The following is a 16,260-nucleotide window of genomic DNA, read 5'->3' on the forward strand; positions in this document are numbered from 1 at the left end:
CGCCGCTCGGACGTCCGGCATACGGGCCGCCCCGTACCACTCCTCGGTACGGGGCGGCCCGTCTGCTTATCCTGGCCGACATGCTGACCATCACTCGAACGCTCGTCGACCAGATCGTCGCGCACGCGCGCCAGGACCACCCCGACGAGGCGTGCGGCGTCGTCGCCGGCCCCGCGGGCGCGGGCCGCCCCGAGCGCTTCATCCCCATGCTCAACGCCGCCCGCTCGCCCACCTTCTACGAGTTCGACTCGGGCGACCTGCTGAAGCTGTACCGCGAGATGGACGACCGTGACGAGGAGCCGGTGATCATCTACCACTCCCACACGGCGACCGAGGCGTACCCCTCCCGTACGGACATCTCCTACGCCAACGAGCCCGGCGCCCACTACGTCCTCGTCTCGACCGCGGACACCGACGACGCCGGGCCCTTCCAGTTCCGTTCGTACCGGATCCTGGAGGGCGAGGTGACGGAGGAGGAGGTCAAGGTCGTTGAGGCCTACTGATCTCACCCTCTGGCCCGAAAGTATCCGGAATGCGAGACCACACTCGGGGATCCCGGGCGGGAATCGATACGATGAGCCCATGGTTTCCCAGGACGTGAGCGAGAAGACGCCGGGCGTGCTGCTCGTGGCGCGGCTGCACGTCGACCTGTGCAGGCTGCAGAGCGCCATCTGTACACCCTGATCCTGCCGCCGCCGTACGGCCGTGAGCCATCGGGGCACCCCGGGCGAAGCCGAGGGCTTCGGGGATCCGCAACCGGCGTACCCCATGCTTTTTCCGCGCTGCCGCGCGCCCACCGACCGACTTCCTTCCGACAGGAGCCCGAACCCATGGCCATCGAGGTCCGCATCCCCACCATCCTCCGTACCTACACCGGCGGCGAGAAGGCCGTCGAGGGCGGCGGGGAGACCCTCGCCGAGCTCTTCGCCGACCTCGAGACCCGGCACGCGGGCATCCAGGCACGCATCGTCGACGACGGCCAGCTGCGCCGCTTCGTCAACGTCTACCTGAACGACGAGGACGTCCGCTTCCTCGACGGCATCAACACCAAGCTCGCCGACGGCGACAACGTGACGATCCTGCCGGCCGTGGCCGGCGGTATGGCCTGATCGGCCGCTGGTCACTCATGCGCTACGACTCCCCGCTCGCCGCGGTGGGCAACACCCCTCTGGTGCGCCTGCCGCGGCTCTCGCCGTCCGCGGACGTCCGTATCTGGGCGAAGCTGGAGGACCGCAATCCCACCGGCTCGGTCAAGGACCGGCCCGCGCTGCACATGATCGAACAGGCGGAGAAGGACGGCCGTCTGACACCCGGCTGCACCATCCTGGAACCGACGTCGGGCAACACGGGCATCTCGCTGGCGATGGCGGCCAAGCTCAAGGGCTACCGCATGGTGTGCGTGATGCCCGAGAACACCTCGCAGGAACGGCGTGAGCTGCTCGGCATGTGGGGCGCGGAGATCATCCCCAGTCCGGCCGCCGGCGGCTCCAACACCGCCGTGCGCGTCGCGAAGGAACTCTCGGCCGAGCACCCCGACTGGGTGATGCTGTACCAGTACGGGAACCCCGACAACGCGGGGGCGCACTACGCGACGACCGGGCCGGAGATCCTTGCCGACCTGCCCTCCGTCACCCACTTCGTGGCGGGTCTCGGCACCACCGGCACGCTGATGGGCGTCGGGCGCTTCCTCCGGGAGAACAAGCCGGACGTGAAGATCGTCGCGGCGGAGCCGCGCTACGACGACCTGGTGTACGGGCTGCGCAACCTGGACGAGGGCTTCGTCCCCGAGCTGTACGACGCGTCCGTCCTGACCACCCGTTTCTCGGTCGGCTCCGCCGACGCGGTGACCCGTACCCGGGAGCTGCTCCAGCAGGAGGGCATCTTCGCGGGGGTCTCCACCGGGGCCGCGCTGCACGCCGCGATCGGGGTCGGCCGCAAGGCGCTCGCCGCGGGGGAGAGCGCCGACATCGTCTTCGTCGTGGCCGACGGGGGCTGGAAGTACCTGTCGACGGGGGTCTACACCGCGGCGACGACGGAGGAGGCCATCGCCACGCTCCAGGGGCAGCTCTGGGCGTAGGGCCCACGGCGGGGTTCGCCCCCACCCGGGGGCTGCCGCCCCCGGACCCCCGCTTCGGCCCGGACGGCCTCGTCCTCGATCGCCGGACGGGCTGGATAGGCCGGCCCGCGCTGGAGATGCGAGCCCGCGCCGATGGCCGCCCTCGAGGCTGGCGCCGGGGTCACGCATTTCAGCCCGTCCGGCGTTTGAGGACGAGCCCTTCGGGCGGTGCGGGGGTCCAGGGGGCGCAGCGCCCCTGGCGGGGGTCTGGGGGCGCAGCCGCCAGGGGCGGGTCAGGTGGGCGAGGCGGCTCAGTCGGCCAGGTGGCGGACCTGGTCCCACAGCACCGGATCGACCACCCCGACCCGCCGCCGGAACTCCCCCACGGACACCTCGCGCAGCTCATCCGTCTCCAGGAAACTCGCCCGCCCGTGCGCGTCACCGACCGCCCCGGGCGGCAGCGGAATCACCCCGGCCCGCTCGTCGTGGTACTTGCTCGTGATCTTCGCGACGGTCGCCCGCTTCCCCCGCACCACCAGCACCAGACACGGCCGGTCCTTCCCCCCGGACATGTCCTCGTAGGGAACGTTCGCCCACCAGATCTCCGCCGGCCGGGGCCGCGTCCCCCGCCGCACCCCGCCGGGGCGCCGGCCGGGACGGCCGGGCGGCCGGGTACGCGCGGCGGGCCGGCGCCCACGGCGCCCCCAGCCGTCCACCAGCGTCGCGACGAGCGCGAGCAGCACCACGGCCGCCAACGCGAGCCACCAGGACGTGTCCATACCAAAGAAGGTACCGGCGCGCACCCCGCCGCGCCCCCCGCCCGCGCGACGCGCCCGTGCCACCTTCGTCCGAGCGTCCATCCGAACCGGTGACAGCACAGGTGAGTTCGCCCACAACGGCCCCTGGCGGAGGAGCGACCCGCCCTTTTGCGCCTTACGCTCGACGGACCGCACGACCCCCGTTCCCGTATCTGCTCCGAGTAGTTGCCTACCGCACTTACTCTCTGCACTTCCTGTCAGCGCGGAGGTTCCAGCTCTTATGAAGCTCACCGTCGTCGGCTGCTCGGGGTCGTTCCCGTCCGCGGAATCGGCCTGCTCGAGCTACCTCGTAGAGGCCGACGGCTTCCGGCTGCTTCTCGACATGGGCAACGGTGCCCTTGGCGAGCTGCAGCGCCACTGCGGTCTCTACGACCTCGACGCGATCTTCCTCAGCCATCTGCACGCCGACCACTGCATCGACATGTGCGCGTACTTCGTCGCGCGCTACTACCGCCACGAGGGCGGCCGCTGCGACCCGATCCCCGTCTACGGACCCGAGGGCACGGAGCAGCGCCTGACCACCGCGTACGCGGACACTCCCACCGCCTCCTCGATGAGCGAGGTCTTCGACTTCCACACGGTCAAGCCGGGCTCGTTCGAGATCGGCCCGTTCACCGTCCACACGGAACGGGTCCGTCACCCCGTGGAGGCGTACGCCATCCGTGTCGAGCACGGGGGGAGGTCGCTGACGTACTCCGGGGACACGGGCGTCACCGAGACGCTGGACGAACTCGCCCGGGACACCGACCTGTTCCTCTGCGAGGCCGCGTTCACGCACGGCAAGGAGAACATCCCCGACCTGCATCTCAACGGCCGTGAGGCGGGCGAGACGGCCAGCCGCGCCGGCGCCCGGCGTCTCCTGCTCACCCACATCCCGCCGTGGACGGACCCCCGGATCAACCTGGCCGACGCCCGCACGGCGTACTCGGGCCCGGCGGATCTGGCGACGCCTCGGATGTCGTACGAGATCTAGGGCGTGTTGCGAAAGACGCCCTAGTGCCGCGGTATCGGCGGCCGTACGACGAGTGAGGGCCCCCGGAGATCACTCTCCGGGGGCCCTCACTCGTTTTTGGGCGGGTCTACTTGGCCTCGGCCTTCAGCAGCTCCGCCAGTTCCTCGTCCGACTCGCGGCCCGGCGTCGGCAGGTTCCACTTCGTGATCGCGAAGCGGAAGACGACGTAGTAGACGACCGCGAAGCAGAGTCCGACCAGGACCAGGCCCCACGGGTTGCTCGCGATGCCGATGTTCAGGCCGAAGTCGACCGCGCCGGCCGAGAAGCCGAAGCCGTCCTTCATGCCGAGTGCCCAGGTCAGTGCCAGGGAAGCGCCGGTGAGCAGGGCGTGGATGGCGTACAGGACCGGTGCGATGAACATGAAGGTGAACTCGATCGGCTCGGTGACACCCGTGACGAACGAGGTCAGAGCGATGGAGAACATCATGCCGCCGACGACCTTGCGGCGCTCGGGGCGGGCGCAGTGCACGATCGCCAGGCACGCGGCCGGCAGGCCGAACATCATGATCGGGAAGAAGCCGGTCATGAACTGGCCGGCGCTCGGGTCGCCCGCCAGGAAGCGGGCGATGTCGCCGCTCTTGCCGTGGTACTCGCCCGCCTGGAACCAGGGGAAGGAGTTCAGCAGGTGGTGCATGCCGATCGGGATCAGCGCACGGTTGGCGACACCGAAGATGCCGGCGCCGACGGCGCCCGAACCGACCAGCCACTCACCGAAGTTGTGCAGACCGGTGCCGAGCACCGGCCAGATGTATCCGAACACGATGCCGATCAGCAGGCCCGCGAAGGCGGACAGGATCGGGACCAGCCGGCGGCCGCCGAAGAAGCCGGCCCAGTCGGGCAGCTTGGTGCGGTGGAACTTCTGGTACAGCAGGGCGACGACTATGCCCATCACCACGCCGCCCAGGACCTTGGCGTCCACCGGTGCGTCGACCATGACCACCTTGCCGTCGACGGCCGTGGCCACCTTCGGCAGGTTCTTGTCGGTGAAGGTCGCCAGCACGTTCTTGAAGACCAGGTAGCCGACCACCGCCGCGAGCGCCGTCGAGCCGTCCGACTTCTTCGCGAAGCCGATCGCGATGCCCACGGCGAACAGCAGCGCCATGTTGTCGAGGATCGCGTTGCCGCCGGCCGCCATGAAGCCGGCGATCTTGGTGAAGAATGTGGGGAAGGACGGACGGCCGAGCATGTCGGTGTTGCCCAGTCGCACCAGGAGCGCGGCGGCGGGCAGTACGGCGACCGGCAACATCAGGCTGCGGCCGATGCGCTGCAGAACAGACATCACGCCGGGGCCCTTCTTCTTGTCGGCCGCGGGAGCGGCACTGGCCGTGGTCACAACTTCCTCCAGTGGACAAGGCGCCGCCCGGGGGACAAGGAAGGGGTGGGGGCGTCGTGGTCTACACCACTCAGTGGTGTAGACCTGTTGTAGCACGGTGAAGGCTGGATAAGGAACCCACGAATTTTGTGGCCTCGGCCATACCGGAAATACCCCTGCATTCATGCCGAAAGGCCCCCGGACCCGCAGGTCCGGGGGCCTTTCGGCATGAATGCAGTGCGGGGGAGGGTTACGCCTTGGTGAGGTCCTCGACCTCTTCCTCCGGCTCCCGGCCCGGCGTCCTGAGATCGAACCTGGTGATCGCGAACCGGAAGATCACGTAGTACAGGACCGCGAAGCACAGCCCGATCGGGATGATCGCCCACGGTCTCGTCGCCAGATTCCAGTTGATGACGTAGTCGATGAGACCGGCCGAGAAGCTGAAGCCGTCGTGCACGCCCAGCCCCCACGTCACCGCCATGGAGACACCGGTGAGCAGCGCGTGGACCGTGTACAGCACCGGCGCGATGAACACGAAGGAGTACTCGATCGGCTCGGTGATGCCCGTGACGAACGACGTCAGCGCGAGCGAGAGCATCATGCCGCCGATCTCCTTGCGGCGATGCGGCCTCGCGCAGTGGGTCATGGCCAGACAGGCGGCCGGCAGCGCGAACATCATGATGGGGAAGAAGCCCGAGGTGAACTGACCCGCGTTCGGGTCGCCCTGCAGGAACATGTTGATGTCACCGTGCACCACCGTCCCGTCCGGCGTGGTGTAACTGCCGAACTGGAACCAGATGGGCACGTTCAGGAACTGGTGCAGACCGATCACCAGCAGCGCCCGGTTGGCCACACCGAACACGCCCGCACCCCACGCGCCGAGACTGACCAGCCAGTCGCTGAAGGTCTGCAGGCCGTCGCCGATCGGCGGCCAGATCCACAGACACAGCGCGGCGAACACGATGGCGACGAACGACATGATGATCGGCACGAGCCGGCGCCCGTTGAAGAAGCCGAGCCAGTCGACCAGCCTGGTGCGATGGAACCGCTGCCAGAAATAGGCGGTCAGCAGCCCCATGACGATGCCGCCGAAGACCCCCGGATTCTGGTACGTGAACGCCGTCACCGAGGTGTCGGGCAACTGACAGCCGATGTTCTGGATCACCTTCGCCTGCTGCGCACAGCTCTCCGGGAACTGGTGCAGCACACCGAAGTAGACGAGGAACCCCGCCACCGCCGCGAGCGCGGTGGAGCCGTCCGCCTTCTTCGCCATGCCGATGGACACACCGACGCAGAACAGCAGCGGCAGCCCGAGCGAGCCGTCGAGCAACGCCCCGCCGGCCCCCTTCATGACCTTGGAGACGCTGTCCCAGCCGAGTCCGTCCGAGCCGAACATGTCCGGCTGGCCGAAGCGGTTGAGAATGCCCGCGGCAGGCAGTACCGCGATCGGGAGCTGAAGGCTGCGACCCATCTTCTGCAGCCCCTGGAACAAGTTGTTCCAGCGGGCGCGCGCGGGTACGGCGGCGCTGTCGGCACTCATGGGCGTCCTTTGGGCGGAGCCGGTTTGGCGACCGTCCGTCAGCTGGTGTAGACCAGTCGGGTGTGGGCTGGTCGGGGAAGACCGGTCGGCGAACGGCCGCACTGTCGTGAACGCCATCATTCGGTACACACCGCATGAACGCTCGCGAAGTTGGGCCAACTGTGGGTTACTGCGACAAAGCGGTTCGGATCAGGGAGTAGGACATGGCCACCAAGGCTGAGAAGATCGTCGCCGGGCTCGGCGGCATCGACAACATCGAAGAAGTCGAAGGCTGCATCACCCGCCTGCGCACCGAGGTCATCGACCCGAGCAAGGTCGACGAGGCCGCCCTGAAGGCAGCCGGAGCCCACGGCGTCGTCAAGATGGGCACCGCCATCCAGGTCGTCATCGGCACCGACGCCGACCCGATCGCCGCGGACATCGAAGACATGATGTGAGCCACGCTCCCTCGAGCCCGGCTCACCCCTGAGGGGCTGCTTCCGCCATCGGAGGCAGCCCCTCATCCGCATACGGCTAGGCTCAGCGCCATGTCTCGAATCGACGGCCGCACCCCTGAGCAACTGCGCCCCATCACCATCCAGCGCGGCTGGAGCAAGCACGCCGAAGGCTCCGTCCTCGTCTCCTTCGGCGACACCAAGGTGTTCTGCACCGCCTCCGTCACGGAAGGCGTCCCGCGCTGGCGCAAGGGCAGCGGCGAAGGCTGGGTCACCGCCGAGTACTCCATGCTCCCGCGCGCCACCAACACCCGCGGCGACCGCGAGTCCGTCCGCGGCAAGATCGGCGGCCGCACCCACGAGATCAGCCGCCTGATCGGCCGCTCCCTGCGCGCCGTCATCGACTACAAGGCGCTCGGCGAGAACACCATCGTCCTCGACTGCGACGTCCTGCAGGCCGACGGCGGCACGCGCACGGCGGCCATCACCGGCGCCTACGTCGCCCTGGCCGACGCCGTCACCTGGGCGCAGAACAAGAAGCTGGTCAAGCCCGGCCGCAAGCCCCTCACCGGCACGGTCTCCGCCGTCTCCGTCGGCATCGTCGCCGGCGTCCCCCTCCTCGACCTCTGCTACGAGGAGGACGTCAAGGCCGACACCGACATGAACGTCGTCTGCACCGGCGACGGCCGCTTCGTCGAGGTCCAGGGCACCGCCGAGGCCGAGCCCTTCGACCGCAAGGAGCTCAACGCGCTGCTCGACCTGGCCGTTTCGGGCTGCGACGAGCTCGCGGCGATCCAGCGGGCGGCGCTCGAGGCAACCGTGCGTTAACCCTTCGCGTTCTTAGGGGTACGGGCGTACGGTCCAGCCGTGCGCCCCGCCGGCCCCCCACGGGGCGGGCCGACCGCACCACCGGTCGACCACATCCTGTCCACGGGGAGGGACCGTTCCATGGCCGCGCGCCACCGTCGCCGCACCGCCGCAATCGCCGTCGCCGCCGCACTCGTCGCCCTGCCCGCGGCGGTCGGCTGCGATGCCGTCAACAAGGCACTGGACTGCGTCCAGACCGCCGACGCCATCGCCGACAGCGTCACCAACCTCCAGCAGGCCGTGGAGAACGCGGCGAACGACCCGACGCAGACCGACCAGTCCCTCAACGCCATAGAGCAGAACCTCGACAAGATCGGCGACAAGACCGACAACACGGATGTCAACAAGGCCGTCGACGACCTCGGCAAGGCCGTCGACCACGTCCGTACGGCCGTCAGGAACGGGGACGACACCCCCGACATCAGCCCCGTCACCGACGCCGCGGGAGAACTGACGAAGGTCTGCACCCCGTAGGAACCACCCGCGGGGGTTGGGGATACTGAGGGCCATGACCCGCCTGATCCTCGCCACCCGCAACGCCGGAAAGATCACCGAGCTGAAGGCGATCCTCGCCGACGCCGGTCTCTCCCACGACCTCGTCGGCGCGGAGGCCTTCCCGGAGATCCCCGACGTCCGGGAGACCGGCGTCACCTTCGCCGAGAACGCCCTCCTCAAGGCCCACGCCCTGGCCCGGGCCACCGGCCTGCCCGCCGTCGCCGACGACTCCGGCCTCTGCGTCGACGTCCTGAACGGCGCGCCCGGCATCTTCTCCGCCCGCTGGGCCGGCCGGCACGGCGACGACAAGGCCAACCTTGACCTCCTGCTCGCCCAGCTCTCCGACATCGACGAACCGCACCGGGGCGCCCACTTCGCCTGCGCGGCGGCCCTCGCCCTGCCCGACGGCACGGAACGGGTGGTGGAGGGCCAGCTGAGGGGCACCCTCCGGCACACCCCCGCGGGCACGAACGGCTTCGGCTACGACCCGGTCCTCCAGCCGGACGGCGAGACCCGCACCTGCGCGGAACTCACCCCGGACGAGAAGAACGCGATCAGCCACCGGGGGAAGGCGTTCCGGGCGCTGGTGCCGGTGCTGCGGGAGTTGTCGGTCTGAGGGGGCGTACGAATACGGCCTGCGGATCTTTCGATTCGCAGGCCGTATGAGGTGCGGCGGAAGGGATTCGAACCCTCAAGCCGTTTCACGGGCCACAGATCCTAAGTCTGCTGCGTCGCCATTGCGCCACCGCCGCCAACCGCCTGCCATCGTACCGGCCGCGAGCTTGTCGATGAGCGGCGGTTTTGTCTCACGCCGATTTCCGGCTTCGGGCGCGTCCCCTGCACCAGGTGCTCGTCATCGCGTGGCAGTTCGGGCACAAGTAGCGCAGATTCTCCCTGCGGTTGTCCCGCCAGTTCCCGTCCACGTGGTCGATCTGCAAGGTGATGGGCCGGCCCAGCCACTCACCGGTGTTGCCACATGCCACACACAGGTACGGCACCCCGATCTCGGTCAGGGCCCGATGGAGCTGAGTCCTGTTGGTCCGGCCCGCGCGCTCCGGCAGGACGACCAGTACCTTGCTCGCTCTCTCCGCGGGTGCGGGGTCTGCGGGCCGTCCCCAGCTCCGACGCTTGAAGTGACGCGTCTCAAGGCCGATGCGGGTTGCCGCGCGCCGGATTCGTCTGTGGTTGGTGTCGTTGACCTCCAGCCCGAGACCGCGCATGACATCGGCGTAGCTCGCGCAGTGTTCCACGAGGCTGCGAAGCCGGTCCTCGGGGATCGAGAGGCGCCGGTGGGAGAAGTGCTCGATGTCCACGCCCCTTGTGCGCAGCATGTGTGCCAGCGCGGCGCGTGAGCGGCTGTCGTCCGGCACACCGAGTGAGCGGGCCAGGCCGCGGACACTGTTCGCCGCGGCAGCCGCCTCTCTCAACTCCTCGGTGGTGAAGGAAAGTTCAGGCTCGGAGCGCTTGATGCCGGGGAAGTGACCGATGTCGATGCCGGCCGCTGCGATACGGCGGCGGATGTGGGACAGAGTTCCCGTCGCCGGGGTCGCGCCCAGCCTCAGTGCCACTTCGCGCAGCGAAGAGGAGGAAGCGGCGGCCTCGGCGAGGGCGGTGTCGGGATACTTCCGCCACGGGGTGCGCTTGACGAAGTGACCGGTATCCAGTCCGTACGCGACCACCTTCTCCTGGAGCACGCGTCGCCGGCCGCCGCTGGGCTTGAAACCGAGTCGCCTCATCAGGTCGGTCCAATTGCGGGCCTCCGCGACGACCTGGGCGAGCCGCTCCCTTGCGCAGGGATCCGACGGCGGGGTCTCACCTCCGCGTACTGTCCCGCCTTCGGGTCCCGGTGTGTTTCCCATGCCCTTCGCCCCTCCGCTCCGCTCGCGTGTTCGCGACCTCGTACGGAGTAACGAACCGCTCATCGGACAGTCACGCTCGGTGTCCGGGGCTGGTGAAGGTCGGCCCGCGGGCAGGGCGCGGTGCCGGTCGGGATGTCAGGGGCGGGACGGCAGGGGCGGGGAGGCAGGCCGGTGCCGCAGCGGCCGTACCTGCCTCCCGGTGTGTGGATCCCCTTCCGGAGGACCGGGTGGCCTCAGATCCCCAGGTCCTTGATGATCTTCGCCACGTGGCCCGTCGCCTTCACGTTGTACAGCGCGCGTTCGACCTTGCCCTCCTCGTCCACCACGATCGTGGAGCGGATGACGCCGACCACCGTCTTGCCGTACAGCTTCTTCTCGCCGAAGGCGCCGTACGCCTCCAGGACGGTCTTGTCGGGGTCGCCGACCAGGGTGACCTTCAGGGACTCCTGCTCGCGGAACTTGGCGAGCTTCGCGGGCTTGTCGGGGGAGACGCCGATGACGTCGTAGCCCGCGCCCGCCAGCAGGTCGAGGTTGTCCGTGAAGTCGCAGGCCTGCTTCGTGCAGCCGGGGGTCAGGGCGGCCGGGTAGAAGTAGACGATGACCTTGCGGCCCTTGTGGTCGGCGAGGGAGACCTCGTTGCCGTCGGCGTCGGGCAGGGTGAAGGCGGGGGCGGTGTCGCCGGGCTGGAGTCGCTCGCTCATCGGTACCTCACGTGGCCGGGGGATGGTTACGGAACTACGGGTTGAGCGTAATGGGGGGTGCCGAGGGGTGAGGCGCAGCGTGAGCTGACAGACTGTCGACGGCACAGAGTTCGAGAATCGACCACGGAGGCAGCGCGGTGTCGGATACGTCGAGAACGTCGGATACCAGGACTCCGGCGCAGATCGAGGCGGACATCAAACGCCGCCGTGAAACCCTGGCGGAGACGCTGGACGAGATCGGTGTGCGGGTGCACCCGAAGACGATCGTCGGGGACGCGAAGGCCAAGGTCGTCGCGAACGTCGATCACACCCTCGGGCGGGCGTACGTGGGTGTCCACCGGGTCGTCGGCGACGTGAAGGGCCGGCTGGTGACCGAGGAGGGCGCGCCGAGGCTGGAGCGGATCGTGCCCGTGGCGCTCGTGGTGGTGGGCGTGGTGGGGCTGCTCGCCGTGGGCTCGCGGCGCCGCAAGCGCTGACCCGGCTGCGTACGGACGGCTCAAAGGCAGGTAGGTTCGGGGCGTGAGCGCCAATCAGGACAAGCAGAACACCCACCAGGACAAGTTGCCCATCCGCATGCTGCACGACCGTGTGCTGGTGCGGCAGGACGCCGCCGAGGGCGAGCGGCGTTCCGGCGGCGGCATCCTGATCCCGGCGACGGCGGCCGTGGGCCGGCGGCTCGCCTGGGCCGAGGTCGTCGCGGTGGGGCAGAACGTGCGGACGGTGGAGCCGGGCGACCGTGTGCTGTACGACCCGGAGGACCGGGCCGAGGTCGAGGTGCGCGGGATCGCGTACGTGCTGATGCGCGAGCGGGATCTGCACGCCGTGGCCGCCGACCGGTTCGAGGGTTCCGAGGACTCGACCGGCCTCTACCTGTAGTCCGCGGGCCGAAAGGGGCTGGTGACCATGGTCACCAGCCCCTTTTGCCTGTGCTTTGCTACCGTGGAGACACCCGACGAGACGCGCCGTACCGGGATCCCGCAAAGACGACGCACCCCTGTTGCCCCACTGACGGAGGTGCCTGTCATGGCCTGGATCCTGCTGCTCGTCGCCGGCCTTCTGGAGGTCGGCTGGTCGATCGGGATGAAGTACACGGACGGTTTCACGCGGCTGGTGCCGAGCGTGCTCACGGGCGCGGGCGTCGTCGCGAGCATGGTGCTGCTGTCGTACGCGGCGAAGTCACTGCCCATCGGTACGGCGTACGGCGTGTGGGTGGGGATCGGCGCGGCCGGTGCGGCGGTGCTCGGCATGGTCGTGCTCGGTGAGCCGGCGACCGCCGCCCGGATCTTCTTCGTCTGTCTGCTGCTGGTGGCCGTGGTCGGTCTGAAGGTCACCTCCGGCCACTGACCCGTCGCGATCCGCGCCCGCGGCTACTGCCTTCTCTGGGTGAGCCCGTTCAGCGGTCCCACGCCGGTGGTGGTGCCCGTCGTCCCGCCGTCGGTGGCGCCGCCGTTGCCGGGGGTGCCGCCGTCGGTGGCGCCGCCGTCGGTCGTGGTGCCCGCGTCGGTGCCGCCGTCGGTGGTGCCGCCCCCGTCGGTGGTGCCGCCGTCGGTCGTGGTGCCGTCGGTGGTCGATCCGTCGGTGGTGCCGCCCCCGTCCGTGGTGCCGCCGTCCGTCTGGCCCTGGGTCTGGCCGCCGTTGTCCCCGGGCGGCGGGCTCTGGGTGTCCTGGCCGCCGGTCGCGGCGCCGCCGTTGTCCTGGTCGCCGGTTCCGGGGGACTGGTCGGTGGGTCCGGTGCTCGGGAGCTGCTGCTGTTCCTCGGCGCCCGGCTGGAGCCGCAGGTCGAAGTCGCTCGGGCTGGTGCCCTTGAGCGCGGACTTCGTGTACTGCGCCCAGATCTGCGCCGGGTAGCCGCCGCCGTTGATTCGGGCCTGGCCGAGCGCGCCGTACAGGGATTTGTGGACGCCGGTGTCGGGGTCCTGGCCCATGACGGCGACGACGGTGGCGAGGTCGGGGGTGTAGCCCGCGAACCAGGCCGCCTGGTCCTCCTCCGCCGTGCCGGTCTTGCCCGCGGCGGGCCGGCCGGCGGCCTGCGCGGCCGTGCCGGTGCCGCCCTCGACGACGCTCTGCAGGACGGAGGTGGTGGTGTCGGCGGCCTGCCGGGTCACCGCCTGCCTCGTGGCCTGCTCGGGCAGGTGCACGTCCTCCGCGCCCTCTTTGGTGATCTTGTCGACGAGTGTGTACGTGCCGTGCTTGCCGTGGTTGGCGAGTGTCGCGTACGCCTGCGCCATGTCGAGGACGCTGGCGGTGGACGGGCCGAGCGCGATGGAGGGGGTGGCGGTGAGGTCCGGGGTGTCGGCGGGGATGCCGAGGTCGACGGCGGTCTCCTTGACCTTGGACGGGCCGACGTCCACGGCCATCTGCGCGTACACGGCGTTGACCGACTTGTCGGTGGCGGTGCGCACGGTGATGGGCCCGTAGGAGACGTTGTCCTCGTTCTCGGGTGCGTACGGGCCGCCGTTCCAGCCCTGTACGGGACGCTTGTCCGTGCCGTCGTAGTAGGTGTTCGGGGTGATCGTGCGGCCGTCCTCGGTCCGTGAGTCGTTCTGCACGGCGGAGGTGAACACGAACGGCTTGAAGGTCGAGCCGACCTGGTAGTCGCGGCGCGTGGCGTTGTTCACGTACTGCTTGGTGTAGTCGATGCCGCCGTACATGGCGACGACCTTGCCGGTGGCCGGGTCGATGGAGACGCCGCCGGCGCGGACGTAGCGGTCGACCTTTCGGTCCTTCTTGTCGAGGTGGCTCATCACCTGGTCGTCGACGGCCTTGACGAAGGCGTCCTGCCTGGGCCTCTGCAGGGTGGTGGTGATGCGGTAACCGCCGGTCTGCAGGGTGTCCTCGTCGATGATCTTGTTTTCGACGAGGTAGTCGTTCACGGCCTTGACGAGGTAGCCGCGCTGCCCCGACATGCCGGTGGCGATCACCGACTGCTTGGGTTCGGGGAAGGTGACCTTGCCGCGTGCCGCCGGGGTCAGCCACTGCTTCTTGACCATGCCGTCGAGGACGTAGTTCCAGCGGGCCAGGGCCGCGGCCTTGTTCTCGGGGTGGGCGATCACGTCGTACTCGCTCGGCGCGTTGAGGAGTGCGGCGAGGTAGGCGCCCTGGCCGACCGTCAGGTCCTTGGCGTCGACGCCGTAGTACGCCTGCGCGGCGGCCTGGATGCCGTACGCGTTGCGGCCGTAGTAGCTGGTGTTGAGGTAGCCCTCGAGGATGTCGGACTTGCTCTGCTGGCGGTCGAGTTTGATGGAGATGAAGAACTCCTTCACCTTCCGGGTGGCCGTCTGCTCCTGGCCCAGGTAGTAGTTCTTCACGTACTGCTGGGTGATCGTGGAGCCGGACTGCCTGCCCTTGCCGGTGGCGGTGTTCCAGCCGGCGCGGATCATCGCCTTGGGGTCGATGGCGGACTCGGTGTAGAAGTCCCGGTCCTCGGCGGCGAGCGCCGCGTGCTGGGCGTCCTTCGCGATCTGCGCGAGCGACACGTTCTCGCGGTTGACCTCGCCGTCTCGGGCGAGCTGGCTGCCGTCCGCGTACAGGTAGACGTTGCTCTGCTTGGTCGCGGCGGCGTTCGCGGACGGGATCTGGACGAGGTAGTAGCCGAGCGCGAAGAGACCGACCACCAGCAGTACGAGGCCGATGAAGGTGCCGAGGACCACTCGCCAGGTGGGGATGAGCCGTCCCCAGCCGGTACGCCTCCGCCTCGGTTTCTTCCCCGGCTTCCCGGGTTCCTGGGGTGTCGCCCGTTGTTCCGGTGTCGCGGGTTCCTGGGGTGTCGCGCGTTGTTCCGGTGCCGCGGGGCCCTGCGGTGTCGCGTGTTCCTGCGACGTCGCGCGTTCCCGCGGCTTCCCGGTCTCTTCCGGCCTTCCGATTCCTTCCGGCTTCCCGGGCTCCTGCGGCGTCGCGCGTTCGTCCCGCCTTCCGGTCGCCTCCGGCTTCGCGCGTTCCTCCGGCTGTCCGGGTTCCTCGGGTTTCCCCGGCGCTTCCGGCGTCGCGCGTTCCTCCGGCTTTCCCGGCTTCTCCGGCTGCTCCGGGTCCCCCGGCTTTCCGGGCGCCTTCCCGGGCTCACCGGGTCCGCCCGGTGCCGCCTGGGCAGCCGGCTCGGGCTCCCTGGGTGCCCAGCCCTGGTCGTCCTGTTGCGGCTGCGGCTTGTCGCTCATCTGTTTGCCGGACTCCTGTTTCACGTCGTACGCACCCGTACGACCTCATACGCCTTGTGCGCCCCCTCTTGAAGACTGTCGCACCAAGCGTTCCGTTCCCGGATTCCGGCACGTGTCGCACCGGAAAATGCCTGGCAGCGAGCGCCGCCGTGGGGCTAGGCTCCTGCGCTTCGGCCGAAAACGGCTTTCCCGGCGCAAGGAGGACAACCTCGTGGGGACAGGGCGGTTGTACACGGCCGTCGCCCTGGGCGGGTTCCGGCGCTACGCCACGTACCGGACGGCGACGGCCGCCGGTGTGTTCACGAACACCGTCTTCGGGCTCATCCTGGCGTACATCATGACAGCGCTGTGGGACGAGAAACCGCACCTCGGCGGCTACGACCAGGCGCAGGCGCTCTCCTACGTGTGGCTGTCCCAGGCGCTGCTCATGGTGGTCGCCACCATGGGCGGCGGCTTCGAGGACGAGCTCCTGGAGCGTATCCGTACGGGTGACATCGCGATCGACCTCTACCGTCCCGCCGACCTCCAGCTGTGGTGGCTGGCCCAGGACGCGGGCCGGGCGCTGTTCCATCTGCTGGGGCGCGGCGTGGTCCCGCTGGCGTTCGGCGCGCTCTGCTTCGAGCTCGCGCTGCCCACCGACCCGCTGACCTGGCTGGAGTTCCTGGTCGCGGTGGCCCTCGGGGTGCTGGTCAGCTTCTCCATCCGTTATCTCGTCGCCCTGTCCGCCTTCTGGCTCCTGGACGGGGCGGGCACGGCACAGATGTCCATGATCGCGGGCGTCTTCTGCTCGGGGATGCTGCTGCCGCTGAACGTCTTCCCGGGCGCGCTGGGCGAGGTGGTGCGCGCCCTGCCGTGGTCGTCCCTGATCCAGGCGCCCGTCGACGTGCTGCTCGGCACGGCGGACCCCCTCGGCACGTACGCGTTCCAGGGGGCCTGGGCGGTCGGGCTGCTGGCGCTTGGACGGCTCCTCCAGTCGGCGGCGACGCGAAGGGTGGTGGTGCAGGGTGGCTAGCCC

19 protein-coding genes, 1 tRNA gene and 1 riboswitch are annotated in these 16,260 nt (G+C 69.4%); of the genes, 13 read left to right on the top strand and 7 right to left on the bottom strand.

Going from position 1 to position 16,260, the window contains the following annotated elements; genetic code table 11:
• The first annotated feature begins 80 nt into the window (after positions 1 to 80).
• The 4 genes from OG199_RS25845 to OG199_RS25860 all read left to right on the top strand — a co-directional run bounded on the left by OG199_RS25845 (position 81) and on the right by OG199_RS25860 (position 2,077).
• Complete coding sequence (locus tag OG199_RS25845; RefSeq protein ID WP_356804620.1) at positions 81 to 503, top strand: M67 family metallopeptidase; 423 nt, start codon at positions 81 to 83, stop codon at positions 501 to 503.
• Between the two features lie 79 nt (positions 504 to 582).
• The gene (locus tag OG199_RS25850; RefSeq protein ID WP_323138383.1) at positions 583 to 684 is read left to right on the top strand and encodes a putative leader peptide; all 102 of its coding nucleotides are present in this window, start codon (positions 583 to 585) and stop codon (positions 682 to 684) included.
• Between the two features lie 146 nt (positions 685 to 830).
• Positions 831 to 1,109, top strand: a complete 279-nt coding sequence (locus OG199_RS25855) for a MoaD/ThiS family protein (protein ID WP_148008611.1) — start codon at positions 831 to 833, stop codon at positions 1,107 to 1,109.
• A 17-nt stretch (positions 1,110 to 1,126) separates the two neighbouring features.
• Positions 1,127 to 2,077, top strand: a complete 951-nt coding sequence (locus OG199_RS25860; RefSeq protein WP_356272635.1) for a cysteine synthase — start codon at positions 1,127 to 1,129, stop codon at positions 2,075 to 2,077.
• Positions 2,078 to 2,367: 290 nt separating this feature from the next.
• On the opposite strand, the gene OG199_RS25865 is transcribed toward OG199_RS25860, so the two are convergent.
• Positions 2,368 to 2,835 (bottom strand): type II toxin-antitoxin system PemK/MazF family toxin, encoded by a 468-nt coding sequence (locus OG199_RS25865; RefSeq protein WP_351716646.1) that lies wholly within the window; start codon positions 2,833 to 2,835, stop codon positions 2,368 to 2,370.
• A 259-nt stretch (positions 2,836 to 3,094) separates the two neighbouring features.
• Here OG199_RS25865 and OG199_RS25870 point away from each other — a divergent pair, with 259 nt between their 5' ends.
• On the top strand, positions 3,095 to 3,847 hold the full coding sequence (locus OG199_RS25870) for an MBL fold metallo-hydrolase (RefSeq protein ID WP_401804210.1): 753 nt from the start codon (positions 3,095 to 3,097) through the stop codon (positions 3,845 to 3,847).
• A 106-nt stretch (positions 3,848 to 3,953) separates the two neighbouring features.
• Here OG199_RS25870 and OG199_RS25875 read toward each other — a convergent pair whose 3' ends face one another.
• Positions 3,954 to 5,219: a PTS transporter subunit EIIC gene (locus tag OG199_RS25875; RefSeq protein WP_356804625.1), complete on the bottom strand. Its 1,266-nt coding sequence runs from the start codon at positions 5,217 to 5,219 to the stop codon at positions 3,954 to 3,956.
• A gap of 229 nt (positions 5,220 to 5,448) precedes the next feature.
• A complete protein-coding gene (locus OG199_RS25880; protein ID WP_405831480.1) occupies positions 5,449 to 6,738 on the bottom strand; it encodes a PTS transporter subunit EIIC in 1,290 nt (429 codons plus the stop codon).
• A 203-nt stretch (positions 6,739 to 6,941) separates the two neighbouring features.
• On the opposite strand from OG199_RS25880, the gene OG199_RS25885 reads away from it, so the two are divergent.
• The 4 genes from OG199_RS25885 to rdgB all read left to right on the top strand — a co-directional run bounded on the left by OG199_RS25885 (position 6,942) and on the right by rdgB (position 9,150).
• Positions 6,942 to 7,175 carry a glucose PTS transporter subunit EIIB gene (locus OG199_RS25885; RefSeq protein WP_030299876.1) on the top strand — a complete coding sequence of 78 codons (234 nt, stop codon included), beginning with the start codon at positions 6,942 to 6,944 and terminating at the stop codon, positions 7,173 to 7,175.
• A gap of 90 nt (positions 7,176 to 7,265) precedes the next feature.
• Entirely contained in the window at positions 7,266 to 8,000 is a 735-nt protein-coding gene (gene rph / locus OG199_RS25890) for a ribonuclease PH (protein WP_356798496.1), read from the top strand.
• Between the two features lie 120 nt (positions 8,001 to 8,120).
• A complete protein-coding gene (locus OG199_RS25895; RefSeq protein WP_356798498.1) occupies positions 8,121 to 8,513 on the top strand; it encodes a hypothetical protein in 393 nt (130 codons plus the stop codon).
• A gap of 34 nt (positions 8,514 to 8,547) precedes the next feature.
• Complete coding sequence (gene rdgB, locus OG199_RS25900) at positions 8,548 to 9,150, top strand: RdgB/HAM1 family non-canonical purine NTP pyrophosphatase (RefSeq protein WP_356798500.1); 603 nt, start codon at positions 8,548 to 8,550, stop codon at positions 9,148 to 9,150.
• Positions 9,151 to 9,202: 52 nt separating this feature from the next.
• On the opposite strand, the gene OG199_RS25905 is transcribed toward rdgB, so the two are convergent.
• The 3 genes from OG199_RS25905 to bcp form a co-directional block, all read right to left on the bottom strand.
• Positions 9,203 to 9,286, bottom strand: a tRNA-Leu gene (locus OG199_RS25905).
• Positions 9,287 to 9,340: 54 nt separating this feature from the next.
• On the bottom strand, positions 9,341 to 10,270 hold the full coding sequence (locus tag OG199_RS25910; protein WP_401804203.1) for an HNH endonuclease signature motif containing protein: 930 nt from the start codon (positions 10,268 to 10,270) through the stop codon (positions 9,341 to 9,343).
• Positions 10,271 to 10,626: 356 nt separating this feature from the next.
• Positions 10,627 to 11,094 (bottom strand): thioredoxin-dependent thiol peroxidase, encoded by a 468-nt coding sequence (gene bcp / locus OG199_RS25915; protein ID WP_356798504.1) that lies wholly within the window; start codon positions 11,092 to 11,094, stop codon positions 10,627 to 10,629.
• 137 nt (positions 11,095 to 11,231) lie between these two features.
• Here bcp and OG199_RS25920 point away from each other — a divergent pair, with 137 nt between their 5' ends.
• From OG199_RS25920 to sugE, 3 genes are all read left to right on the top strand, one after another.
• Positions 11,232 to 11,570: a DUF3618 domain-containing protein gene (locus tag OG199_RS25920; RefSeq protein ID WP_405831484.1), complete on the top strand. Its 339-nt coding sequence runs from the start codon at positions 11,232 to 11,234 to the stop codon at positions 11,568 to 11,570.
• 97 nt (positions 11,571 to 11,667) lie between these two features.
• Positions 11,668 to 11,970 (top strand): co-chaperone GroES, encoded by a 303-nt coding sequence (locus OG199_RS25925; RefSeq protein WP_187285621.1) that lies wholly within the window; start codon positions 11,668 to 11,670, stop codon positions 11,968 to 11,970.
• 48 nt (positions 11,971 to 12,018) lie between these two features.
• Positions 12,019 to 12,087, top strand: a riboswitch (guanidine-III (ykkC-III) riboswitch).
• A gap of 30 nt (positions 12,088 to 12,117) precedes the next feature.
• On the top strand, positions 12,118 to 12,438 hold the full coding sequence (sugE, locus tag OG199_RS25930; protein ID WP_148008600.1) for a quaternary ammonium compound efflux SMR transporter SugE: 321 nt from the start codon (positions 12,118 to 12,120) through the stop codon (positions 12,436 to 12,438).
• Positions 12,439 to 12,461: 23 nt separating this feature from the next.
• On the opposite strand, the gene OG199_RS25935 is transcribed toward sugE, so the two are convergent.
• Positions 12,462 to 15,245 (bottom strand): transglycosylase domain-containing protein, encoded by a 2,784-nt coding sequence (locus tag OG199_RS25935; protein ID WP_405831486.1) that lies wholly within the window; start codon positions 15,243 to 15,245, stop codon positions 12,462 to 12,464.
• A 211-nt stretch (positions 15,246 to 15,456) separates the two neighbouring features.
• On the opposite strand from OG199_RS25935, the gene OG199_RS25940 reads away from it, so the two are divergent.
• Entirely contained in the window at positions 15,457 to 16,257 is an 801-nt protein-coding gene (locus OG199_RS25940) for an ABC-2 family transporter protein (protein WP_356798509.1), read from the top strand.
• Positions 16,258 to 16,260: the final 3 nt, after the last annotated feature.

The organism is Streptomyces sp. NBC_01176 (genome assembly GCF_045039825.1).
Lineage (GTDB): Bacteria > Actinomycetota > Actinomycetes > Streptomycetales > Streptomycetaceae > Streptomyces.

Coding starts and splice junctions, on each gene's coding strand:
- OG199_RS25845 (WP_356804620.1), top strand. CDS start 81: ATGCTGACCATCACTCGAACGCTCGTCGACCAGATCGTCGCGCACGCG.
- OG199_RS25850 (WP_323138383.1), top strand. CDS start 583: ATGGTTTCCCAGGACGTGAGCGAGAAGACGCCGGGCGTGCTGCTCGTG.
- OG199_RS25855 (WP_148008611.1), top strand. CDS start 831: ATGGCCATCGAGGTCCGCATCCCCACCATCCTCCGTACCTACACCGGC.
- OG199_RS25860 (WP_356272635.1), top strand. CDS start 1,127: ATGCGCTACGACTCCCCGCTCGCCGCGGTGGGCAACACCCCTCTGGTG.
- OG199_RS25865 (WP_351716646.1), bottom strand. CDS start 2,835: ATGGACACGTCCTGGTGGCTCGCGTTGGCGGCCGTGGTGCTGCTCGCG.
- OG199_RS25870 (WP_401804210.1), top strand. CDS start 3,095: ATGAAGCTCACCGTCGTCGGCTGCTCGGGGTCGTTCCCGTCCGCGGAA.
- OG199_RS25880 (WP_405831480.1), bottom strand. CDS start 6,738: ATGAGTGCCGACAGCGCCGCCGTACCCGCGCGCGCCCGCTGGAACAAC.
- OG199_RS25885 (WP_030299876.1), top strand. CDS start 6,942: ATGGCCACCAAGGCTGAGAAGATCGTCGCCGGGCTCGGCGGCATCGAC.
- rph (WP_356798496.1), top strand. CDS start 7,266: ATGTCTCGAATCGACGGCCGCACCCCTGAGCAACTGCGCCCCATCACC.
- OG199_RS25895 (WP_356798498.1), top strand. CDS start 8,121: ATGGCCGCGCGCCACCGTCGCCGCACCGCCGCAATCGCCGTCGCCGCC.
- rdgB (WP_356798500.1), top strand. CDS start 8,548: ATGACCCGCCTGATCCTCGCCACCCGCAACGCCGGAAAGATCACCGAG.
- OG199_RS25910 (WP_401804203.1), bottom strand. CDS start 10,270: ATGAGGCGACTCGGTTTCAAGCCCAGCGGCGGCCGGCGACGCGTGCTC.
- bcp (WP_356798504.1), bottom strand. CDS start 11,094: ATGAGCGAGCGACTCCAGCCCGGCGACACCGCCCCCGCCTTCACCCTG.
- OG199_RS25925 (WP_187285621.1), top strand. CDS start 11,668: ATGCTGCACGACCGTGTGCTGGTGCGGCAGGACGCCGCCGAGGGCGAG.
- sugE (WP_148008600.1), top strand. CDS start 12,118: ATGGCCTGGATCCTGCTGCTCGTCGCCGGCCTTCTGGAGGTCGGCTGG.
- OG199_RS25935 (WP_405831486.1), bottom strand. CDS start 15,245: ATGAGCGACAAGCCGCAGCCGCAACAGGACGACCAGGGCTGGGCACCC.